We start from the raw sequence: 17,888 nt of genomic DNA on the forward strand, positions 1-17,888 counted from the left end.
GGGGCTAGAGAATAATGGCACTCAAGAACTACAAACCTACGAGCCCGGGCCGTCGCGGCCTGATCCTCGTCGACAAGTCGGGCCTGTACAAGGGCAAGCCGGTCAAGTCGCTCGTCGAAGGCAAGCGCAAGACCGGTGGCCGTAACAACAAGGGTCACGTCACGTCGCGCGGCATGGCTGGCGGCCACAAGCAGAAGTACCGCTATGTCGACTTCAAGCGTCGCAAGTGGGACGTCGAAGGCACTGTCGAACGGCTCGAGTATGACCCGAACCGCACCGCGTTCATCGCGCTGGTCAAGTACGACGATGGCGAACTGGCCTACATCCTCGCTCCGCAGCGTCTGGCTGTCGGCGACAAGGTCATCGCTGCCGAGAAGGCCGACACCAAGCCTGGCAACGCCATGCTGCTCGGCCAGATGCCGGTCGGCACGATCTGCCACAATGTGGAAATGAAGCCGGGCAAGGGCGGTCAGATCGCCCGCGCCGCAGGTTCCTACGTCCAGTTGGTCGGCCGTGACCGCGGCATGGTTATCGTGCGTCTCAACAGCGGTGAGCAGCGTTACCTGCGCGCCAACTGCATGGGCACCGTCGGCGCCGTGTCGAACCCGGACAACCAGAACCAGAACCTGGGCAAGGCCGGGCGTCGTCGCTGGATGGGCATCAAGCCGCTGACCCGCGGTGTCGCCAAGAACCCGGTCGACCACCCGCATGGTGGTGGTGAAGGCCGCACAAGCGGTGGCCGTCACCCGGTCACTCCGTGGGGCAAGCCGACCAAGGGCGCCCGTACCCGCAAGAACAAGCAGACGGACAAGTTCATCATCCGTTCGCGCCACGCGAAGAAGAAGAGGTAATCCGACATGGCTCGTTCCGTCTGGAAAGGTCCGTTCGTCGAGCTCAGCCTTCTGAAGAAGGCCGAGACCGCTCAGGACGCTGGTGGCTCCAAGCCGATCAAGACCTGGTCGCGCCGTTCCACCATCCTGCCGCAGTTCGTTGGTCTGACGTTCAACGTCTACAACGGTCACAAGTTCATCCCGGTCTCCGTTTCGGAAGAGATGGTCGGCCACAAGCTCGGTGAATTCGCGCCCACGCGCACCTTCCCGGGCCATGCTGCCGACAAGAAGGGTAAGCGCTGATGAGCAAGCAGAAAGCACCCCGTCGCGTTGCCGACAACGAGGCGCTCGCCGTCGGAACCACGATCCGTGGTTCGGCGCAGAAGCTCAACCTCGTGGCCGAGCTGATCCGCGGCAAGAAGGCCGAAGAGGCGCTCAACATCCTCGCTTTCTCGAAGAAGGCGATGGCCAAGGACGCCACGAAGGTTCTCGCATCGGCAATCGCCAATGCGGAAAACAACCACAACCTCGATGTCGACGCGCTGGTCGTTGCCGAGGCTTCGGTGGGCAAGTCGATCACCATGAAGCGGTTCCACACTCGTGGCCGCGGTAAGTCGACGCGCATCCTGAAGCCGTTCAGCCGCCTTCGTATCGTCGTCCGCGAGCAGGAAGAGGCGTAAGATGGGCCAGAAGAGCAATCCGATCGGTCTGCGCCTGCAGATCAACCGCACCTGGGACAGCCGCTGGTACGCCGAAGGGCGTGACTATGCCAAGCTGCTCAGCGAAGACATCGAAATCCGCAAGCACATCGTCGAGAACCTGCCGCAGGCAGCGATCTCGAAGGTGGTGATCGAGCGTCCGGCCAAGCTGTGCCGCATTTCGATCTATGCGGCCCGTCCCGGTGTGATCATCGGCAAAAAGGGCGCGGACATCGAAAAGCTGCGCGCGAAGCTGTCGAAGATGACCGAAAGCGAAGTGAAGCTGAACATCGTCGAAATCCGCAAGCCGGAAATCGACGCCAAGCTCGTCGCCCAGGGCATCGCCGACCAGTTGATCCGCCGCGTTGCGTTCCGTCGCGCGATGAAGCGCGCCGTGCAATCGGCCCTCCGCCTTGGCGCGGAAGGTATCAAGATTGTCTGCGGCGGCCGTCTCGGCGGTGCGGAAATCGCCCGCGTGGAATGGTATCGCGAAGGCCGTGTGCCGCTGCACACGCTGCGCGCCAATGTCGACTATGCGGAAGCCGAAGCGCTGACCGCCTACGGGATCATCGGCATCAAGTGCTGGATCTTCAAGGGTGAGATCATGGCGCACGACCCGACCGCCCAGGATCGTCTCATGATGGAAGCCCAGACCTCGGGCGTCCGTCCGGCGCGCTGATTGCAGGATTAGGAAAGAACCATGCTGCAACCGAAGAAAACCAAGTACCGCAAGGCCTTCAAGGGCAAGATCAAGGGCGACGCCAAGGGCGGCACGACCTTGAACTTCGGCTCCTACGGCCTGAAGGCACTCGAACCCGAACGGATCACTGCGCGCCAGATCGAAGCTGCGCGTCGTGCGATCACCCGCCACATCAAGCGTCAGGGTCGCCTCTGGATCCGCGTGTTCCCCGATGTGCCGGTGTCGAAGAAGCCTGCCGAAGTCCGTCAGGGTAAGGGCAAAGGTTCGGTCGAATACTGGGCCGCCCGCGTGAAGCCGGGCCGCATTCTGTTCGAACTCGACGGCGTCGCCGGCCCGCTGGCTGCCGAAGCGTTCCAACGCGCAGCGATGAAGCTGCCGATCAAGACCAAGGTCGTTGCCCGCCTGGGCGACACTGCCCATCTGGGAGGCGAATAATGGCCAAGACCGAAGACCTGCGCCAGAAGTCGGACGACCAGCTGGCCGAAGAGCTGACCACGCTGAAGCGCGAGCAGTTCAACCTCCGCTTCCAGGCGGCGACGAACCAGCTCGAGGCTCCGGCCCGCATCCGTGAAGTCCGCCGCACGATCGCCAAGATCAAGACGCTGCAGAGCGAGCGTTCGCGCTCGGCTGAGGCGAAGGCTTAAGGAGTAGACCATGCCCAAGCGTATTTTGATCGGGACCGTCACCTCCGACAAGACCGACAAGACCGTTACCGTGCTCGTCGAGCGTAAGGTGAAGCATCCCCTCTACGGGAAGATCATCCGCCGTTCGAAGAAGTACCATGCCCATGACGAAAAGAACGAGTTCACGCTCGGCGACGTCGTGCGTATCGAAGAAACCAAGCCGATCTCCAAGACCAAGACCTGGCAGGTGATCGATCGCGTTACCGCAGGCGGCACGCAGGCTGTCGAGGCCGACCTCGACGTCGAAGCCGCAGGTAACTGAAGCCAATTAGACGTAGGAACTGCCGGGCATCGGTCCCGGCAAGCCATTGAGAAGGAACCGGATCGATGATCCAGATGCAATCCAATCTCGACGTCGCGGACAACAGCGGCGCCAAGCGCGTCCAGTGCATCAAGGTACTGGGCGGCTCGAAGCGCCGGACTGCCTCCGTGGGCGACGTGATCGTGGTTTCCGTCAAGGAAGCCCAGCCGCGCACCAAGGTGAAGAAGGGCGATGTCCATCGCGCTGTCATCGTGCGCACGAAGAAGGATGTTCGCCGCCCCGATGGCAGCGTCATCCGCTTCGACAGCAACGCCGCGGTGCTCGTGAACAAGAGCGAAGAGCCGATCGGCACCCGTATCTTCGGACCGGTCGTGCGCGAATTGCGTGGTCGCGGCTTCATGAAGATCATCTCGCTTGCTCCGGAGGTGCTGTAATGGCCGCCGCTAAGATCAAGAAAGGTGACAGCGTCGTCGTCCTGTCCGGTAAGGACAAGGGCAAGACCGGAACCGTGGCGAAAGTCATGCCCAAGGACGGCAAGATCGTCGTCGAAGGCGTCAATGTCGCCGCGCGTCACCGCAAGCCGACCCAGCAGAACCCGCAGGGTGGTATCGACCGCTTCGAGGCGCCGATGGCCATCAGCAAGGTTGCTCTGGCAGATCCGAAGGATGGCAAGCCCACCCGCGTCCGTTTCGAAGAAAAGGACGGCAAGAAGGTGCGCGTTGCCGTGAAATCCGGGGAGACCATCGATGGCTGATTATACCCCTCGCATGAAGCAGCGCTATGACGAGCAGATCGTCAAGGCGATGACCGAGAAGTTCGGCTACAAGAACCGTCTCGAAGTTCCGAAGCTGGAAAAGATCACGCTCAACATGGGCGTCGGTGAAGCCAGCCAGGACAAGAAGAAGGTTCAGACGGCCGCCGAGGAAATGGCTCTGATCGCCGGACAGAAGCCGGTTATCACCAAGGCCAAGAAGTCGATCGCGCAGTTCAAGCTGCGTGAAGGCATGCCGATCGGTTGCAAGGTCACCCTGCGCCGCGAGCGCATGTACGAGTTCATGGATCGTCTCGTGACCGTGGCCATGCCGCGCATCCGCGACTTCCGTGGCCTCAATCCGAAGTCGTTTGACGGCCGTGGCAATTACGCCATGGGCCTGAAGGAACAGATCATCTTTCCCGAGATCAGCTACGACCAGATCGACAAGGTCCGCGGGATGGACATCATCGTAACCACGACGGCGAAGACCGACGAAGAGGCGCGCGAACTGCTCCGCCTGTTCGGTTTCCCGTTCCCGGCTGAAGAGTCGGAAGAGAAGGAGGCGGCGTGAGCCGCTAATAGAGGAACTTAAGTCCAATGGCGAAACTGAGTTCGATCAACAAGAACGAGCGTCGCAAGAAGCTCGTCAAGCAGTATGCGGACAAGTACGCGAAGCTTAAGGCTATCGCGAACGACGAAAGCCTCGACGAGAGCGAGCGTCTCATCGCGCGCCTCAAGATGGCGGAACTGCCGCGCAATGCGAACCCGACCCGGGTGCGCAACCGCTGCTCCACCACCGGCCGCCCCCGCGGCTATTACCGCAAGTTCGGTCTCAACCGCATCGAACTGCGCGACCTCGGCAATAAGGGCCTGATTCCGGGCCTGACCAAGTCGAGCTGGTGAGGTAAAGACAGATGGCTATGACCGATCCCCTGGGTGATATGCTCACCCGCATCCGCAACGGCCAGCGCGCGAAGAAGGACAGTGTCTTGTCGCCCGCCAGCAAGCTGCGTGCAAACGTTCTCGAAGTGCTTCAGCGCGAAGGCTACATCCGTGGCTACAGCGAAGACGCTTCGGGCAAGCACCCCGCGCTGCGGATCGAACTGAAATATTTCGAGGGCGAACCTGCGATCAAGCATGTCGCTCGCGTCTCCAAGCCGGGCCGCCGCGTCTATTCGGGTTCGAAGGAACTTCCGGTTGTGCGCAACGGCCTCGGCATCACCATCGTCTCGACGCCCAAGGGTGTGCTTTCGGATGTCGAAGCGCGTACCGAAAACGTCGGCGGCGAAGTGCTGGCGGAGGTGTTCTGATGAGCCGCATCGGCAAGAAGCCGGTGGCGATCCCTAGCGGCGTCACCGCCAATATCGACAACGGCACGCTCAGCGTTAAGGGCCCCAAGGGCACCCTGACCATGGGCCTGTCTGACCTGATCGAATACAAGCTGGAAGACGGCGAGATTTCGGTCAAGCCGGCCAACGATACCCGCGCTGCCCGCAACCATTGGGGCATGCAGCGCACCATGGTTTCGAACCTGGTCGAGGGTGTGACCGAAGGCTTCACCAAGGTCCTCGAGATCAGCGGTGTCGGTTATCGTGCACAGGCGCAGGGCAAGAAGCTCAAGCTTCAGCTCGGCTTCTCGCATGACGTCGACCTCGACGTTCCGGAAGGGATCGAGGTGAAGACGCCCGACCAGACGACCGTCGAGATCAGCGGTATCGACAAGCAGGCCGTGGGCCAGTTTGCGGCTAACGTCCGCAAGTGGCGCAAGCCCGAACCCTATAAGGGCAAGGGCATCAAGTACCGCGGCGAGTATATCTTCCGCAAGGAAGGGAAGAAGAAGTAAGATGGCAAAGCTCTCTCTCTTTGAACGTCGCCGTCGCCGGGTCCGCACCGCGCTTCGCAGCGTTGCGGGCGGTAAGCCCCGCCTCTCGGTGCACCGCACCGGGAAGCACATCTACGCACAGATCATCGATGATGCGGCCGGCAAGACCGTCGCCGCCGCCTCGACGCTCGGTGCCAAGGGCTCAGGCGCCAATGTCGAAGCCGCCAAGAAGGTCGGTGGCGACATCGCCGCTGCTGCCAAGAAGGCCGGCGTGACCACCGTCGTGTTCGATCGCGGTGGCTTCCTATTCCATGGCCGCGTCAAGGCGCTGGCCGACGCCGCTCGCGAAGGTGGGCTGGAGTTCTGATGATGGCTGACGACAAGAAAACCGAAAACACCGAAGCGGAAACCAAGGTCGAGGAGACCAAGGTTGAGGCGACCGAGGCGAAGGCCGAGACCGAAGCAGCCGTGACCAAGGAAGAGCCGGCAGTAGCCGATACTCCTTCGGAAGCTGCTGCCAACCAAAGCCCGGCTCAGGGTGCCGAAGGGCAGCCGCAGCAGCGCGAAGGTCGTGGCCGTGGTGGCCGCGGTGGCAACGATCGCGGACGCGGTCGTGGCGGCCGTGACAATCGTCGCGGCAACCGCCGTGAGGAAGAAGACGACGGCATCATCGAGAAGCTCGTCCACATCAATCGCGTCAGCAAGACGGTGAAGGGCGGTAAGCGCTTCGGTTTCGCTGCACTCGTGGTTGTCGGTGACGGCCAGGGCCGCGTCGGCTTCGGCAAGGGCAAGGCCCGTGAAGTTCCCGAAGCGATCAGCAAGGCGACCGCCGCTGCGCGCAAGAAAATGATCCGCGTCGCACTGAAGGAGGGCCGCACCCTCCATCACGACGGCAAGGGGCATTTCGGTGCCGGCAAGGTTACCGTTCGCACTGCGCCTCCGGGTACCGGCATCATCGCCGGTGGTCCGATGCGTGCCGTGTTCGAGAGCCTCGGCGTTGCCGACGTGGTGACCAAGTCGGTCGGCACTTCGAACCCCTACAACATGATCCGCGCCACTTTCGATGCGCTGACCAACCAGACTTCGCCGAAGTCGGTAGCTCAGCGTCGCGGCAAGAAGGTCGCCGACCTGCTTGGCCGTGGTGGCGCTTCGGAGGCAGAGGCTGAAGCCGACGCCGCAGCAATCGCGGAGTAATCGAGATGGCCAAAGCTAAAACCATCAAGATCAAGCAGATCGGCTCGCCGATCCGTCGCCCGGAAAGCCAGAAGAAAATCCTGGTCGGCCTGGGCCTCGACAAGATGCACAAGATCGTAGAGCGCCAGGACACCCCCGAGGTGCGCGGCGCGATCGCGAAGATCCCGCATCTGGTGACCGTGGTCGACTAAGCGACCGTTGCCATAGAAGAGCAAAGGCCGGGCCACGCAGCAGCGTAGCCCGGCCTTTTCTTTCGGTATGTTGTTTCGGCAGAGAGTTTACCAGCGCTCCGGATTCGGGGTCGACAAGCGTGGGTAAACCGATTATCGGCGCCCACTTCCCAACAGCGCGAACCCCGTTATGGGGCGTTAGAAAGCGAAAGCGAGTGCACTATGAAACTGAATGATATCCGCGACAATTCCGGCGCACGCAAGAACCGCATCCGCATCGGTCGTGGCATCGGCTCGGGCAAGGGCAAGACCGGTGGCCGTGGCCAGAAGGGCCAGAAGAGCCGCTCGGGCGTGGCGATCAAGGGCTTCGAGGGCGGCCAGATGCCGCTGCACATGCGTCTGCCGAAGCGTGGCTTCAACAATCCGTTCGGCAAGGACTACGCGGAAGTGAACATCGGCATGGTCCAGAAGTTCATCGACGCCAAGAAGCTCGACGGCAAGAAGGTTGTCGACCACGAAGCGCTGAAGGCTGCTGGCCTTGCCCGTGGTGGCAAGGATGGTGTTCGTCTCCTCGGCAAGGGTGAGATCAAGGCCAAGGTCAGCTTCAAGGTCGCCGGTGCCTCCAAGGGCGCCATCGAGGCGGTCGAAAAGGCAGGCGGCAAGGTCGAAGTGATCGCTGCCGACAAGCCCGAGCACGAAAAGAAGGCTGCTCGCGCCGAAGCCAACAAGGCTGCGAAGGCAAAGTAAGCGGGAAAATTCGGGGAGCGGGGTTCGACATTCCGCTCCCCGTTTCCTATCTAGCCTTCCTGTGCCGGGAGGGACCGGCGCCAATTCAGGATTGAACAGATTCCCATGGCATCACGCGCCGACAATATCGCGAGCAATATGAGCCTCGCAAATTTCTCCAAGGCCACCGAGCTGAAGAACCGTATCTGGTTCACTATCGGTGCCCTGATCGTCTTCCGCTTCCTGAGCTTCGTTCCGCTCCCGGGTGTGAACCCGCTGATCCTGAGCGACCTCTACGATCAGACGCGCGGCGGCATCCTGGACATGTTCAACACATTTTCGGGCGGCAGCCTGGAGCGGATGAGCCTCATCGCGCTCGGCGTCATGCCTTACATCACCGCCTCGATCGTCGTGCAGCTTGCTGCGGCTCTCCATCCGACTCTGGCCGCGCTCAAGAAAGAGGGCACCGTCGGACGGCAGAAACTCAATCAGTACACACGCTATGGCACGGTGTTCCTGTGCGCGATCCAGGGCTGGTTCCTGGCGTCGGGGCTGGAAAGCTTCGGGGCGCAGAGCGGGATGCAGGCGGTGGTCGATCCGGGCGTTATGTTCCGCGTCGGCGCGGTCATCAGTCTCGTCGGCGGCACGATGTTCCTGCTGTGGCTCGGCGAGCAGATCACCAGCCGGGGTATCGGCAACGGCGTCTCGCTGATCATCATGGCGGGCATCGTGGCCCAGTTCCCCACTTTCGTCTCGAACCTGGGTTCGGGCTATTCGGAGGGCTCGATCGCGACGGGCATCATCGTCGGCCTTATCGCCATGGTGGTGATCCTGATCCTCGTGATCTGCTTCATGGAGCGTGCGCAGCGCCGTCTGCTGATCCAGTATCCCAAGCGTGCGACGCAGCGCGGCATGATGCAGGCGGATCGCTCGCACCTGCCGCTCAAGCTCAACACTGCCGGCGTTATCCCGCCGATCTTTGCCAGCTCTTTGCTGCTGCTGCCGCTGACGATCACTCAGTTCGCCGGGAATACGGTCGATACCGACACTGCCGCGGGCGGGGTGCTGCAAACCACTCTGCAGTATCTGCAGCATGGCCAGCCGCTCTATATGGCGCTGTATGCGCTGGGCATCATCTTTTTCTGTTTCTTCTACACGGCGATCGTCTTCAATCCGGAAGAAACCGCCGAGAACCTCAAGAAGAACGGCGGCTTCATTCCCGGTATCCGCCCGGGCAAGCGCACCGAGGAATATCTGGATTACGTGCTGACACGCATCACCGTAATCGGCGCGATCTATCTGACGATCGTCTGCGTCGTGCCCGAATACATGATCGCGCAGACCGGCGTGCCGCTATTTCTCGGCGGGACCAGCCTTCTCATCGTGGTGAATGTGACGGTGGATACCATCAGTCAGATACAATCGCATTTGCTGGCGCACCAGTATGGCGATCTCATCAAAAAGGCGAAGTTGAAGGGGCGCGTGCGTTAAGGCACAGCAGGCGCGAAGGGGACTTTACGCTATGGACATTATCCTCCTCGGCCCTCCGGGCGCCGGCAAGGGAACACAGGCGCAGCGATTGGTCGAGCACCATGGCATGCGTCAGCTTTCGACCGGCGACATGCTTCGCGAGACGCGCAAGGCCGATACAGAACTGGGTCGCAAGGTCGCTGGCATCATGGATTCGGGCGGTCTGGTCTCGGACGAGATCGTGTCGGCCATGATCGATGCCAAACTGTCCGACATGGGACCCGAAGTGGGCGCGATCTTCGATGGATATCCGCGTACCGCCGCGCAGGCCGATCAGCTCGACGAAATCCTCGCCAAGCATGGCCGCCAGCTCGATCATGTGATCGAGCTCGAAGTGGACGAAGATGCGCTGGTCGAGCGTATCACCGGGCGGTTTACCTGCGCCAAGTGCGGCGAGGGCTATCACGATGTCTTCAAGCAGCCCAAGCAAGAAGGCGTCTGCGACAAGTGCGGCTCGACCGAGTTCAAGCGCCGTCCGGACGACAATGAAGAAACCGTCCGCACCCGTATGCAGGAATACCGTGGCAAGACCGCGCCGATTCTGCCGGGCTATGAGGCGCGCAATATCGTGACGCGGGTCGACGGCATGGCCTCGATCGAAGACGTCACTCACGCAATCGACGCGATCCTGGCGGGCTGATCCTGCCACTTTCAATGCGTTCCGGCTTGGCCTAGGACCTCTGTCCGTCAATGGAGAGAGGTCTTATGCGTCGTCCCGCCACCGTTTTTGCATTAGCCGCAATGGTGGCTGCCGCCCCGCTTTCCGCGAAGGTAGCCGACACGAGCGACAACGGCTTTGTTACACAGGACGTTGCCGAAGTGGCCGCGACGCCGCTGGAAACCTGGCTGGCGCTGATCAAGCCGGGTGACTGGTGGAACGATGCCCACACATGGTCGGGCGATGCCGCCAACATGACGCTTACGCCGCAAGCGGGCGGCTGCTTTTGCGAGCGTGTCCCGGGCGAGGATCGTGAAGACGGTTTTTCCCTGGACGGGAGTGCAGGGCACATGTCGGTGATCCAGGCCTATCCGCTAAAGAACTTGCGCATGCGTGGTGGCCTGGGGCCGCTACAGGGTGAACCGGCAACAGGGGTCCTCACGGTGACACTCGAGGAAATCAAAGGCGGCACGCGTATTCGTTGGGAATATGTCGTGGGCGGATATATGCGCTACGATGTCGAGACCATCGCGAAGGCTGTCGATGGCGTGATGAGCCAGCAGCTTGCGGGGCTGCGCGATCATCTCGGTGCTTTGGAGGGCGAGGGATCGGAACCGGAGCCGGTCAAGGACCCCGAAGAGGAACCCAGCATCGAAGCGCAGATCGATGCGCTTCAAGGGGCGGAATGACCGGCGTTGAACGTAACGCTCGCGCTTTTCGTTAAAGGGGCGGTGCGGAGGCTTTGACCCCAGCCACACGAAACGCTACAAGGGTAACATCATCTGGCGAGCCGCCCATATCGGCGGTCTCGTTGCCTTGTGCGCGCTCGGTGGTTGACGCGACCAGCGAATCCTCCTAAGCGCGCGGTTCATTCGACATTGCGGTGAGTCCGGCAGGCGGCAGCCATTTGCACGCCATCCGGGCTTTTTGCGTTAGACAGCGCGCCGCATCGGCGGATGAATTGAGCGATGAGATAGGGAAAGCCGGATAAATCGGCCCCTGTGGAGCATGGAGAAGTAAGTGGCTCGTATTGCCGGGGTAAACATCCCCACCAACAAGCGCGTTATCATCGCGCTCACCTACATTCACGGTATCGGCCGTACCAAGGCCGTCGAGATTGCCGACAAGCTCGGCATCGATCACGCAGCGCGCGTTCAGGATCTGTCCGACGAGGAAATCCTGCGCATTCGCGAGACGATCGACGAAGAGCATATGGTCGAGGGCGACCTTCGCCGCGACACTGCGATGAACATCAAGCGTCTGATGGACCTGCGTTCCTATCGCGGCCTGCGTCATCGTGCCGGCCTGCCCGTTCGCGGCCAGCGCACCCACACCAACGCCCGTACCCGCAAGGGCAAGGCCAAGCCGATCGCCGGCAAGAAGAAGTAAGCTTCGGCTCGACTGTAAGCTTTTCCCTTCTTGATAGACTGTAAGGAAGATACACCATGGCACGCGAACCCGGCCGCGTTAGGCGCCGCGACAAAAAGAACATTTCGAGCGGCGTTGCGCATATCAATGCCAGCTTCAACAACACGATGATCACCATCACCGATGCACAGGGCAATGCGATCAGCTGGTCCAGCGCCGGCATGATGGGCTTTAAGGGTAGCCGCAAGTCGACTCCCTATGCCGCACAGGTTGCTGCCGATGACGCGGGCCGCAAGGCTGCCGAACACGGCGTGCGCACTCTCGAAGTCGAAGTGAAAGGTCCGGGCTCGGGCCGTGAAAGCGCGCTGCGCGGTCTCGCCGCAGTCGGCTTCACGATCACTTCGATCCGCGACGTGACGCCGATCCCGCATAACGGGGTCCGTCCTTCCAAGCGTCGCCGCGTCTGATCCGTACCTGCCTGGCGGCTCGCTAGCGGGCCGCCGACACCCTCTCACGGACCGGACGCTCTAACGAAGAGCGCCGGTCCTGCCCGCATCCGAACCAGGGGATTTTTATGTCCGTCAACATTAAGAACTGGCAGGAACTCAAGAAACCCAATGTCCTTGATATCAAGGAATCCGGCGACAAGGCCCGCAAGGCGACCTTCGTGGCCGAACCGCTCGAGCGGGGCTTCGGCCTGACGCTCGGCAACGCTCTGCGCCGCGTGCTCCTGAGCTCGCTCCAGGGCGCCGCGATCACGTCGATCAAGATCGAAAACGTTCTTCACGAATTCAGCAGCCTCGCCGGTGTGCGCGAAGATGTGACCGACATCGTGCTCAACGTGAAGCAGATCGCGCTGAAGATGGAAGGCGAAGGCATGAAGCGCCTGCAGCTTTCGGCTACCGGTCCGGGCGAAGTGAAGGCTGGTGACATCGCCGTTTCGGGCGACATCGAGGTGATGAACAAGGATCTCGTGATCTGCCACCTCGACGAAGGCGCGACGCTCAACATGGAGCTGACCGCCGACACCGGTAAGGGCTATCGCCCGGCCGTCATGAACCGCCCGGCCGATGCGCCGATCGGTCTCATCCCGGTCGACAGCCTGTACTCGCCGGTCCGTCAGGTGAGCTACAAGGTCGAGAACGCCCGCGTCGGACAGGAGCTCGATTACGACAAGCTCTCGCTGACCGTGGAAACCGACGGCACCGTTACCCCGGAGGACGCCGTGGCCTATGCCGCACGCATCCTTCAGGATCAGCTTACGCTGTTCGTCCACTTCGAAGACGGCATCCCGCAGCCGACCTCGGCCATGATCGGCCAGGCCGCCGAGCCGCAGGAAAGCGACACCAACCAGCTCAACCGTTATCTTCTCAAGAAGGTGGACGAGCTCGAACTGTCGGTCCGTTCGGCGAACTGCCTCAAGAACGACAACATCATCTATATCGGCGACCTGGTCCAGAAGACCGAAGCCGAGATGCTCCGCACGCCGAACTTCGGCCGCAAGAGCCTCAACGAGATCAAGGAAGTGCTCTCGTCGATGGGCCTGCGCCTCGGCATGGACATCCCGGGCTGGCCGCCGGAGAACATCGAGGAAATGGCCAAGAAGCTCGAACAGGAACTTCTGGGTTAAGACCTCGCATACGGGAATGGGCCGGACCCGAAATTCCGGCCCGTACCGGGCTACCTAGAACGGGCCCCTTACGAACGAAGGAAGAGTTACAATGCGTCACAAGATTTCCGGCCGTAAGCTGCAGCGCAAGACCGGCCACCGCAACGCGATGTTCCGCAACATGGCTGCCGCGCTGATCAAGCACGAGCAGATCATGACCACGCTTCCCAAGGCGAAGGAAATGCGGCCCTATATCGAGAAGCTGATCACGCTGGCCAAGCGTGGCGGCCTGTCGAACCGTCGCCTCGCGCAGAGCCGCCTGCAGGACGAAACGCAGCTCAAGAAGCTGTTCGACATCCTCGCCGAGCGCTACGCCGACCGTGAAGGCGGCTATACCCGCGTGATCAAGGCCGGTTATCGCGCCAGCGACGCCGCCCAGATGGCCGTTATCGAACTGGTCGACCGCGACGAAGACGCCAAGGGCCAGGATTCGGGTCCCGTCATCAACGATGAGGACATGGAAGAAGCGTAAGCTATACCATAACCAGACAAGCGGGGCCGGGAGGGAGACCTTCCGGCCCTTTTGTTTTGCGCGTGGGAGAAGCCGTGCCACAAGGCGATCATGATCAGACATACCTTGGCAGCCGCAGCGCTGCTCGCCTCCGTCCCGCTCGCCGCGCAATCGACCACGCAAGACGAAATCGCAGCGCGTTACGACCGTGCTCTCGCGGCAGGTTACAAGGCGCTGTTTCTATGCAGCGCGATTGCCAATGCCGAACGCAACGGAGCGACGCGGACGCCCGAAAGCGTCGAGGCATGGGAGCTAACCGGCATCCAGTCGCCGCTGGACAGCATGATCGATGACCTTCCCTACCGGATCCACCGCGATGGCTCTGGCGAGCTTCGGAGCGTCTCGGTGAAATGGACCGACGACGCTCTCCCCCGCATGGCGGTGCATAATTCGCGCAGAGGGTGCTCGCAGCTCCCCATTGGCGGCGCTCCCTTGCCGATTGTCACTAAACGCCCCGCGCTCCCGCGTGACCGTGCAGCTCTTCTCGGCCCGGGCAAGTCACTTTCGGCAAGTTTCGCCAAGGCGTTTGACCCCACTTATGGGGAAGGCACGCGTACGACCGCCGTGCTGGCGATGCGCAATGGGCAGGTGCTGGGCGAGGTCTATGCAACCGATTTCGGGCCTGCAGTACCCCAGCGTACCTGGTCGGTCGCCAAAAGCATCGCCGCGACCATTGTCGGCGCCGCGGTACAGCGAGAGCAGGCCGACGTGGCGAACCGGGCGGGGCTTGGCCTCGGTTTGAACGATCGGCGCAAACGGATCACGATCGATCATCTTCTGCGGATGGCTTCGGGGCGCTATTCGGACACGCCGGGCAACCGTACCAATCCTCTCTATTACGGCGGCTCGGCGGTGGCGGAGACGGCACTGCACTGGCCGCTGGTCCATGAGCCGGGCCAAGTCTTCCGCTACGCCAACAACGACACGCTCGCCGCGATCAAGGCGATCGAGGAAGCGCTTGAGGAACATCCGCCAGCGCAATTCTTCGCACAGTTGGACATGCGCGATACCGTCGCGGAGACCGACTGGCGCGGCGATTACATTCTTTCGAGTCAGGTCTGGTCCACCGCGCGCGACTTGGCAAAGCTTGGCCAGCTTTATCTCGATGATGGGGTTTTACCGTCGGGTGAGCGTGTCCTGCCCGAAGGCTGGGCGGAATATGTTTCGTCCCCTTCCGGCCCCCAGCCCGACGGTGCTTTCGGTTATGGAGCGGGATTCTGGCTGCTCAACAAGTCCGAGGGCGTTCCTTCCGACACATTCGCGGCCATGGGGAATCGCGGGCAATTCATCGTGATCGTCCCGAGCCTGAATACGGTCATCGTCCGGCGGGGCGAAGATCCCGCCGGGCACCGCTTCGATATCGCCGGGTTTACGCGCGATGTGCTTGAAAGCCTTGGGGATTAGGTGTTCAGAAAAGTCCCCATTAAACTGAATACTTCCTGTAGCCCAAGTTCAGCGTGACCTCACGGCGACTCGCCTAGAAGGCTTCTCACAGCCAAGGCAATCCCGCCCTGGCCTCGATGAGGAGGACCTCGAGATGAAACTGTTTCCCAAAGCGTTCGCGAAAGGTGGGATCGCAACGGCTGCTGTCGGCGCGATGGCGCTGGCCGGAGCTACCCCCGCCCATGCGGGCGACCGTGACGGCGACGGTATTTCCGTTGGCGACGTAATCGCCGGAGCCGTTATCATCGGCGGTATCGCCGCCATCGCAAGTGCCGCCAGCAAGGATCGCGATTATTATCGCGGTGGCCGCTACTACCGGGACGGGCGCTATTATCGCGATGGCCGTGACTACCGCCGCCACGCCTATGCGCGCCGCGGAAATCCGCGCAAGGCGGTCAATCGCTGCGTCCGGGCCGCTCAGCGCGATGCGCGGCGTAGTGGCTACCGCTACGCCCAGGTGACGGACATCCGCGATGTAGACGACACGCGCTATGGCTGGCGAGTCAAGGGTCGGATCGTGGTCGAAGGGGAGCGTGGATACTATCGCAGCAATTACGATCGCCGGGGCCGTTATGACCGTGGTTATCGCGACCGCGATCGCGGCAAATTCACCTGCTATGTCGAGCGCGGCCGTGTTGCCGGGGTCGATTTCCGCGGTATTCGAGGGCTCTAAGTTCAGCATTACCAGAGCACCATGGGCGGTTCAGGCAGTATTTAGCCTGGACCGCCTATGCTTATCGGAATGTCAATCATGCGCCTTGGTGGGGGCGCCAAACGGGGTAACGGACCATGCCGTCCAAACAATCGCTCTTAGGCGCACCAGCCATGCTCGCAGCGCTGTCTCTCACGACCACGCCGGTGCAGGCTGCGGAACTGCCGAGGTCGACGACTCCGGTTGCCGCGCATATCGCGCCCGCATGGGCGCCTGGCGACGATACGGCCGCCAAGCACCGTCGCTATCGACACTATCGGCACCACCGCCATCGCGGCATTGGCGCGGGCGATATTCTTGCCGGAGTTTTGATCATCGGCGGTATTGCCGCCATCGCCAACGCTGCCGAGAAGTCGCGCGATCGCTACCCCCGCCGCGAGACACGCTATCCGCAGCCACGACGGGGCGATTACCGCTATAATGACGGGCGCGGGATCGACCGCGCGGTGACGATGTGCGTCGACGAGATCGAGCGCGATGCGCGGGTCGAGACGGTCGATCGAGTCGATCGCGATGCACGCGGGTGGAGCGTTACCGGCACGCTGTTCGATGGCCAGAGCTTTACCTGCTCGATCGGAGAGGATGGCCGGATCGAGGCGCTCGACTATGGTCGAGGCCAAGCGCGCTATGGCGCATACGGTTCTGCCGAAGGGGCCTATGGAGCCGGAACGGCGGATGCCGACCGTCAGCATAACGACGATGTCTATCGAGCTGCTCGGGCGCGCAGCGAAACGGTTCAGCCCGCCTATCCGGGCGCGCCACTGCCCGGCGAGGATGTTGACGAGATCGATGCCGATATCGAATTCGGCACCGGCTATCGGGGGGCGCAGCGCTAGTCGCGCCCGTAGGAGGGTAGCGCGAGGTTCCACCTGATCGCCGCGAGCCGCAGGCCATATCCGGCGGCCGTCGCCCCGATCCACACCCATTCGCGCATGATCCCGACGAACTCTCCCACCACCGTGAGGCTGGCCGAAAGCGCCGCGGCGGTCACATACAGCTCGGGCCGCATCAGGATCGATGGCCGCCCGGCAATCACATCCCGAATGATGCCTCCCACCGTGCCGGTGACTACGCCCATCAAGGCGGCGGGCACTGGCGGAACGCCATATTGCAGCGCTTTCGCCGCCCCCAGCACGGCATAGGCCGTGAGGCCCAGCCCGTCGGCAATATCGAGCAAGCGGCCTTCCCACCAGCGCGTCGGGGTGAACCACGCAAGCAACGCGATCCCCAGGCAAACCAGGGCGACCCAACCATCGTGGATCCAGAACACGGGCGCACCGATCAGCAGATCGCGCACCGTTCCACCTCCAACACCGGTTAGCAGTGCGAAGAAAGCCATAGTCACGAAGGTCTGCTTCTCCTTCGCTGCCACTAGCGCGCCGGTCAGCGCGAAAATCGCCACCCCGGCCAGGTCGAGCCAGTCGAGGACGGGGGTGAGGACTGCCGGATTCATCTGGCCACCATGCGCGCCTTACGGCGGCGGAACATCAGGATGCAGCCGAACATCGCGCCGATAACCGACAGGGTGGCGAATAGGATCAGGATCGGGTGGCTGGTGTCCTCACGCGTTTGCAGATCCATGATGTGCAGGCCCCAGGCGATATCGAAAGCTCGCCACCAGCGCGTGCGCACAGCTTCGATCCGTCCTGTCTCGGTACCGACATAGACATGGGTCCCATCTTCCAGCACGACCTGCCACACCGGCATCGGGCGGCGGAAGTCGAACGGGACGTTGGCTGCCTCGAAGCGTTCGGTTCGTGCGACCTTGTCACCACCCTCGATCCCTTCCGCCACAATCAGCCGTGCTTCGACATCGGATAACGGCCCCATGGCGCTACCATCGGGGCGAAAACGGGCGGTGGTACCGTCCATATAGGCGATCCGCGTGATGGTCTCGCCGCGCTCCACCTGCGTCGTGACCGAGCGGACGGGCTTGGTGCTTTCGGCCGGTAGCGAGACGGCGATTTGCGTGTCGGCGGGCAGGGCGCGTTCGGGCACCTCCTCGCGTAGATGGTTGCCGCGCACTTCCTCGATCGGCTTGATCACCATCACGAGACCGGTCACCGTCCACATCAGGATGGGGAAACCGACCAGCCATCCCAGCCATATATGCCATTTGGCGAAGCGTTGCATGACGCTCTGATTGCCCATTGCCGTC

The 17,888-nt window shown here is 62.1% G+C and carries 29 protein-coding genes; 27 read left to right on the top strand and 2 right to left on the bottom strand.

Annotation, left to right across the window (positions count from 1 at the left end; all coding sequences use genetic code 11):
• Positions 1 to 14: 14 nt before the first annotated feature.
• The 27 genes from rplB (at position 15) to MUY37_RS06335 (ending at position 16,566) form a co-directional block, all read left to right on the top strand.
• Positions 15 to 851, top strand: a complete 837-nt coding sequence (rplB, locus tag MUY37_RS06205; RefSeq protein ID WP_499194497.1) for a 50S ribosomal protein L2 — start codon at positions 15 to 17, stop codon at positions 849 to 851.
• Positions 852 to 857: 6 nt separating this feature from the next.
• A complete protein-coding gene (gene rpsS / locus MUY37_RS06210) occupies positions 858 to 1,133 on the top strand; it encodes a 30S ribosomal protein S19 (protein WP_050599053.1) in 276 nt (91 codons plus the stop codon).
• Positions 1,133 to 1,510 carry a 50S ribosomal protein L22 gene (gene rplV / locus MUY37_RS06215; RefSeq protein WP_067690121.1) on the top strand — a complete coding sequence of 126 codons (378 nt, stop codon included), beginning with the start codon at positions 1,133 to 1,135 and terminating at the stop codon, positions 1,508 to 1,510. Before rpsS ends, rplV begins: the two co-directional genes overlap by 1 nt.
• A 1-nt stretch (position 1,511) precedes the next feature.
• The gene (gene rpsC / locus MUY37_RS06220) at positions 1,512 to 2,207 is read left to right on the top strand and encodes a 30S ribosomal protein S3 (protein WP_115417102.1); all 696 of its coding nucleotides are present in this window, start codon (positions 1,512 to 1,514) and stop codon (positions 2,205 to 2,207) included.
• A gap of 21 nt (positions 2,208 to 2,228) precedes the next feature.
• Positions 2,229 to 2,663, top strand: a complete 435-nt coding sequence (gene rplP / locus MUY37_RS06225; protein ID WP_499194498.1) for a 50S ribosomal protein L16 — start codon at positions 2,229 to 2,231, stop codon at positions 2,661 to 2,663.
• The gene (gene rpmC / locus MUY37_RS06230) at positions 2,663 to 2,872 is read left to right on the top strand and encodes a 50S ribosomal protein L29 (RefSeq protein WP_067464826.1); all 210 of its coding nucleotides are present in this window, start codon (positions 2,663 to 2,665) and stop codon (positions 2,870 to 2,872) included. The genes rplP and rpmC overlap by 1 nt, the downstream gene beginning before the upstream one ends.
• Before the next feature lie 10 nt (positions 2,873 to 2,882).
• Entirely contained in the window at positions 2,883 to 3,173 is a 291-nt protein-coding gene (gene rpsQ / locus MUY37_RS06235; RefSeq protein ID WP_219954185.1) for a 30S ribosomal protein S17, read from the top strand.
• A gap of 65 nt (positions 3,174 to 3,238) precedes the next feature.
• Positions 3,239 to 3,607: a 50S ribosomal protein L14 gene (rplN, locus tag MUY37_RS06240; protein ID WP_067464754.1), complete on the top strand. Its 369-nt coding sequence runs from the start codon at positions 3,239 to 3,241 to the stop codon at positions 3,605 to 3,607.
• Positions 3,607 to 3,927 (top strand): 50S ribosomal protein L24, encoded by a 321-nt coding sequence (rplX, locus tag MUY37_RS06245; RefSeq protein ID WP_067690109.1) that lies wholly within the window; start codon positions 3,607 to 3,609, stop codon positions 3,925 to 3,927. Before rplN ends, rplX begins: the two co-directional genes overlap by 1 nt.
• Positions 3,920 to 4,498 carry a 50S ribosomal protein L5 gene (gene rplE, locus MUY37_RS06250; protein ID WP_499194499.1) on the top strand — a complete coding sequence of 193 codons (579 nt, stop codon included), beginning with the start codon at positions 3,920 to 3,922 and terminating at the stop codon, positions 4,496 to 4,498. Before rplX ends, rplE begins: the two co-directional genes overlap by 8 nt.
• Before the next feature lie 26 nt (positions 4,499 to 4,524).
• Complete coding sequence (gene rpsN / locus MUY37_RS06255) at positions 4,525 to 4,830, top strand: 30S ribosomal protein S14 (RefSeq protein ID WP_067690105.1); 306 nt, start codon at positions 4,525 to 4,527, stop codon at positions 4,828 to 4,830.
• An 11-nt stretch (positions 4,831 to 4,841) separates the two neighbouring features.
• Positions 4,842 to 5,237 carry a 30S ribosomal protein S8 gene (gene rpsH / locus MUY37_RS06260; RefSeq protein WP_499194500.1) on the top strand — a complete coding sequence of 132 codons (396 nt, stop codon included), beginning with the start codon at positions 4,842 to 4,844 and terminating at the stop codon, positions 5,235 to 5,237.
• A complete protein-coding gene (gene rplF, locus MUY37_RS06265; protein WP_499194501.1) occupies positions 5,237 to 5,770 on the top strand; it encodes a 50S ribosomal protein L6 in 534 nt (177 codons plus the stop codon). Before rpsH ends, rplF begins: the two co-directional genes overlap by 1 nt.
• Position 5,771: 1 nt before the next feature.
• Positions 5,772 to 6,116: a 50S ribosomal protein L18 gene (gene rplR, locus MUY37_RS06270; RefSeq protein WP_499194502.1), complete on the top strand. Its 345-nt coding sequence runs from the start codon at positions 5,772 to 5,774 to the stop codon at positions 6,114 to 6,116.
• Entirely contained in the window at positions 6,116 to 6,943 is an 828-nt protein-coding gene (rpsE, locus tag MUY37_RS06275; protein ID WP_234041428.1) for a 30S ribosomal protein S5, read from the top strand. The genes rplR and rpsE overlap by 1 nt, the downstream gene beginning before the upstream one ends.
• A 5-nt stretch (positions 6,944 to 6,948) precedes the next feature.
• Positions 6,949 to 7,134: a 50S ribosomal protein L30 gene (gene rpmD / locus MUY37_RS06280; protein WP_115417095.1), complete on the top strand. Its 186-nt coding sequence runs from the start codon at positions 6,949 to 6,951 to the stop codon at positions 7,132 to 7,134.
• A 201-nt stretch (positions 7,135 to 7,335) separates the two neighbouring features.
• A complete protein-coding gene (rplO, locus tag MUY37_RS06285; protein ID WP_499194503.1) occupies positions 7,336 to 7,860 on the top strand; it encodes a 50S ribosomal protein L15 in 525 nt (174 codons plus the stop codon).
• Between the two features lie 105 nt (positions 7,861 to 7,965).
• Complete coding sequence (gene secY, locus MUY37_RS06290) at positions 7,966 to 9,330, top strand: preprotein translocase subunit SecY (protein ID WP_499194504.1); 1,365 nt, start codon at positions 7,966 to 7,968, stop codon at positions 9,328 to 9,330.
• Between the two features lie 31 nt (positions 9,331 to 9,361).
• Complete coding sequence (locus MUY37_RS06295; RefSeq protein ID WP_499194505.1) at positions 9,362 to 10,009, top strand: adenylate kinase; 648 nt, start codon at positions 9,362 to 9,364, stop codon at positions 10,007 to 10,009.
• Between the two features lie 65 nt (positions 10,010 to 10,074).
• Positions 10,075 to 10,716: an SRPBCC family protein gene (locus MUY37_RS06300; RefSeq protein WP_499194506.1), complete on the top strand. Its 642-nt coding sequence runs from the start codon at positions 10,075 to 10,077 to the stop codon at positions 10,714 to 10,716.
• 331 nt (positions 10,717 to 11,047) lie between these two features.
• A complete protein-coding gene (gene rpsM / locus MUY37_RS06305; RefSeq protein WP_115417091.1) occupies positions 11,048 to 11,416 on the top strand; it encodes a 30S ribosomal protein S13 in 369 nt (122 codons plus the stop codon).
• Between the two features lie 56 nt (positions 11,417 to 11,472).
• Entirely contained in the window at positions 11,473 to 11,862 is a 390-nt protein-coding gene (gene rpsK / locus MUY37_RS06310; RefSeq protein WP_006831904.1) for a 30S ribosomal protein S11, read from the top strand.
• 107 nt (positions 11,863 to 11,969) lie between these two features.
• Positions 11,970 to 13,025, top strand: coding sequence for a DNA-directed RNA polymerase subunit alpha (locus MUY37_RS06315; protein ID WP_499194507.1), 1,056 nt, complete (start codon positions 11,970 to 11,972; stop codon positions 13,023 to 13,025).
• Between the two features lie 91 nt (positions 13,026 to 13,116).
• Positions 13,117 to 13,536, top strand: a complete 420-nt coding sequence (gene rplQ, locus MUY37_RS06320) for a 50S ribosomal protein L17 (RefSeq protein ID WP_499194508.1) — start codon at positions 13,117 to 13,119, stop codon at positions 13,534 to 13,536.
• 90 nt (positions 13,537 to 13,626) lie between these two features.
• On the top strand, positions 13,627 to 14,979 hold the full coding sequence (locus MUY37_RS06325) for a serine hydrolase domain-containing protein (RefSeq protein ID WP_499194509.1): 1,353 nt from the start codon (positions 13,627 to 13,629) through the stop codon (positions 14,977 to 14,979).
• 133 nt (positions 14,980 to 15,112) lie between these two features.
• Positions 15,113 to 15,691 carry a hypothetical protein gene (locus MUY37_RS06330; protein ID WP_499194510.1) on the top strand — a complete coding sequence of 193 codons (579 nt, stop codon included), beginning with the start codon at positions 15,113 to 15,115 and terminating at the stop codon, positions 15,689 to 15,691.
• Positions 15,692 to 15,843: 152 nt separating this feature from the next.
• On the top strand, positions 15,844 to 16,566 hold the full coding sequence (locus MUY37_RS06335; RefSeq protein WP_499194511.1) for a hypothetical protein: 723 nt from the start codon (positions 15,844 to 15,846) through the stop codon (positions 16,564 to 16,566).
• Here the strand turns inward: MUY37_RS06335 and MUY37_RS06340 are convergent.
• Complete coding sequence (locus MUY37_RS06340; RefSeq protein ID WP_499194512.1) at positions 16,563 to 17,183, bottom strand: trimeric intracellular cation channel family protein; 621 nt, start codon at positions 17,181 to 17,183, stop codon at positions 16,563 to 16,565. The two genes, MUY37_RS06335 and MUY37_RS06340, sit on opposite strands and share 4 nt — an antisense overlap.
• Positions 17,180 to 17,881: a PepSY domain-containing protein gene (locus MUY37_RS06345; RefSeq protein ID WP_499194513.1), complete on the bottom strand. Its 702-nt coding sequence runs from the start codon at positions 17,879 to 17,881 to the stop codon at positions 17,180 to 17,182. The genes MUY37_RS06340 and MUY37_RS06345 overlap by 4 nt, the downstream gene beginning before the upstream one ends.
• Positions 17,882 to 17,888 lie beyond the last annotated feature (7 nt).

Origin of the sequence: Qipengyuania sp. ABI-127-1, from assembly GCA_022953095.1 — a bacterium.
GTDB lineage: Bacteria > Pseudomonadota > Alphaproteobacteria > Sphingomonadales > Sphingomonadaceae > Qipengyuania.

Excerpts from the sequence above, each read along its gene's own strand:
- rplB (WP_499194497.1), top strand. The coding sequence starts at position 15 with ATGGCACTCAAGAACTACAAACCTACGAGCCCGGGCCGTCGCGGCCTG.
- rpsS (WP_050599053.1), top strand. The coding sequence starts at position 858 with ATGGCTCGTTCCGTCTGGAAAGGTCCGTTCGTCGAGCTCAGCCTTCTG.
- rplV (WP_067690121.1), top strand. The coding sequence starts at position 1,133 with ATGAGCAAGCAGAAAGCACCCCGTCGCGTTGCCGACAACGAGGCGCTC.
- rpsC (WP_115417102.1), top strand. The coding sequence starts at position 1,512 with ATGGGCCAGAAGAGCAATCCGATCGGTCTGCGCCTGCAGATCAACCGC.
- rplP (WP_499194498.1), top strand. The coding sequence starts at position 2,229 with ATGCTGCAACCGAAGAAAACCAAGTACCGCAAGGCCTTCAAGGGCAAG.
- rpmC (WP_067464826.1), top strand. The coding sequence starts at position 2,663 with ATGGCCAAGACCGAAGACCTGCGCCAGAAGTCGGACGACCAGCTGGCC.
- rpsQ (WP_219954185.1), top strand. The coding sequence starts at position 2,883 with ATGCCCAAGCGTATTTTGATCGGGACCGTCACCTCCGACAAGACCGAC.
- rplN (WP_067464754.1), top strand. The coding sequence starts at position 3,239 with ATGATCCAGATGCAATCCAATCTCGACGTCGCGGACAACAGCGGCGCC.
- rplX (WP_067690109.1), top strand. The coding sequence starts at position 3,607 with ATGGCCGCCGCTAAGATCAAGAAAGGTGACAGCGTCGTCGTCCTGTCC.
- rplE (WP_499194499.1), top strand. The coding sequence starts at position 3,920 with ATGGCTGATTATACCCCTCGCATGAAGCAGCGCTATGACGAGCAGATC.
- rpsN (WP_067690105.1), top strand. The coding sequence starts at position 4,525 with ATGGCGAAACTGAGTTCGATCAACAAGAACGAGCGTCGCAAGAAGCTC.
- rpsH (WP_499194500.1), top strand. The coding sequence starts at position 4,842 with ATGGCTATGACCGATCCCCTGGGTGATATGCTCACCCGCATCCGCAAC.
- rplF (WP_499194501.1), top strand. The coding sequence starts at position 5,237 with ATGAGCCGCATCGGCAAGAAGCCGGTGGCGATCCCTAGCGGCGTCACC.
- rplR (WP_499194502.1), top strand. The coding sequence starts at position 5,772 with ATGGCAAAGCTCTCTCTCTTTGAACGTCGCCGTCGCCGGGTCCGCACC.
- rpsE (WP_234041428.1), top strand. The coding sequence starts at position 6,116 with ATGATGGCTGACGACAAGAAAACCGAAAACACCGAAGCGGAAACCAAG.
- rpmD (WP_115417095.1), top strand. The coding sequence starts at position 6,949 with ATGGCCAAAGCTAAAACCATCAAGATCAAGCAGATCGGCTCGCCGATC.
- rplO (WP_499194503.1), top strand. The coding sequence starts at position 7,336 with ATGAAACTGAATGATATCCGCGACAATTCCGGCGCACGCAAGAACCGC.
- secY (WP_499194504.1), top strand. The coding sequence starts at position 7,966 with ATGGCATCACGCGCCGACAATATCGCGAGCAATATGAGCCTCGCAAAT.
- MUY37_RS06295 (WP_499194505.1), top strand. The coding sequence starts at position 9,362 with ATGGACATTATCCTCCTCGGCCCTCCGGGCGCCGGCAAGGGAACACAG.
- MUY37_RS06300 (WP_499194506.1), top strand. The coding sequence starts at position 10,075 with ATGCGTCGTCCCGCCACCGTTTTTGCATTAGCCGCAATGGTGGCTGCC.
- rpsK (WP_006831904.1), top strand. The coding sequence starts at position 11,473 with ATGGCACGCGAACCCGGCCGCGTTAGGCGCCGCGACAAAAAGAACATT.
- MUY37_RS06315 (WP_499194507.1), top strand. The coding sequence starts at position 11,970 with ATGTCCGTCAACATTAAGAACTGGCAGGAACTCAAGAAACCCAATGTC.
- rplQ (WP_499194508.1), top strand. The coding sequence starts at position 13,117 with ATGCGTCACAAGATTTCCGGCCGTAAGCTGCAGCGCAAGACCGGCCAC.
- MUY37_RS06325 (WP_499194509.1), top strand. The coding sequence starts at position 13,627 with ATGATCAGACATACCTTGGCAGCCGCAGCGCTGCTCGCCTCCGTCCCG.
- MUY37_RS06330 (WP_499194510.1), top strand. The coding sequence starts at position 15,113 with ATGAAACTGTTTCCCAAAGCGTTCGCGAAAGGTGGGATCGCAACGGCT.
- MUY37_RS06335 (WP_499194511.1), top strand. The coding sequence starts at position 15,844 with ATGCTCGCAGCGCTGTCTCTCACGACCACGCCGGTGCAGGCTGCGGAA.
- MUY37_RS06340 (WP_499194512.1), bottom strand. The coding sequence starts at position 17,183 with ATGAATCCGGCAGTCCTCACCCCCGTCCTCGACTGGCTCGACCTGGCC.
- MUY37_RS06345 (WP_499194513.1), bottom strand. The coding sequence starts at position 17,881 with ATGGGCAATCAGAGCGTCATGCAACGCTTCGCCAAATGGCATATATGG.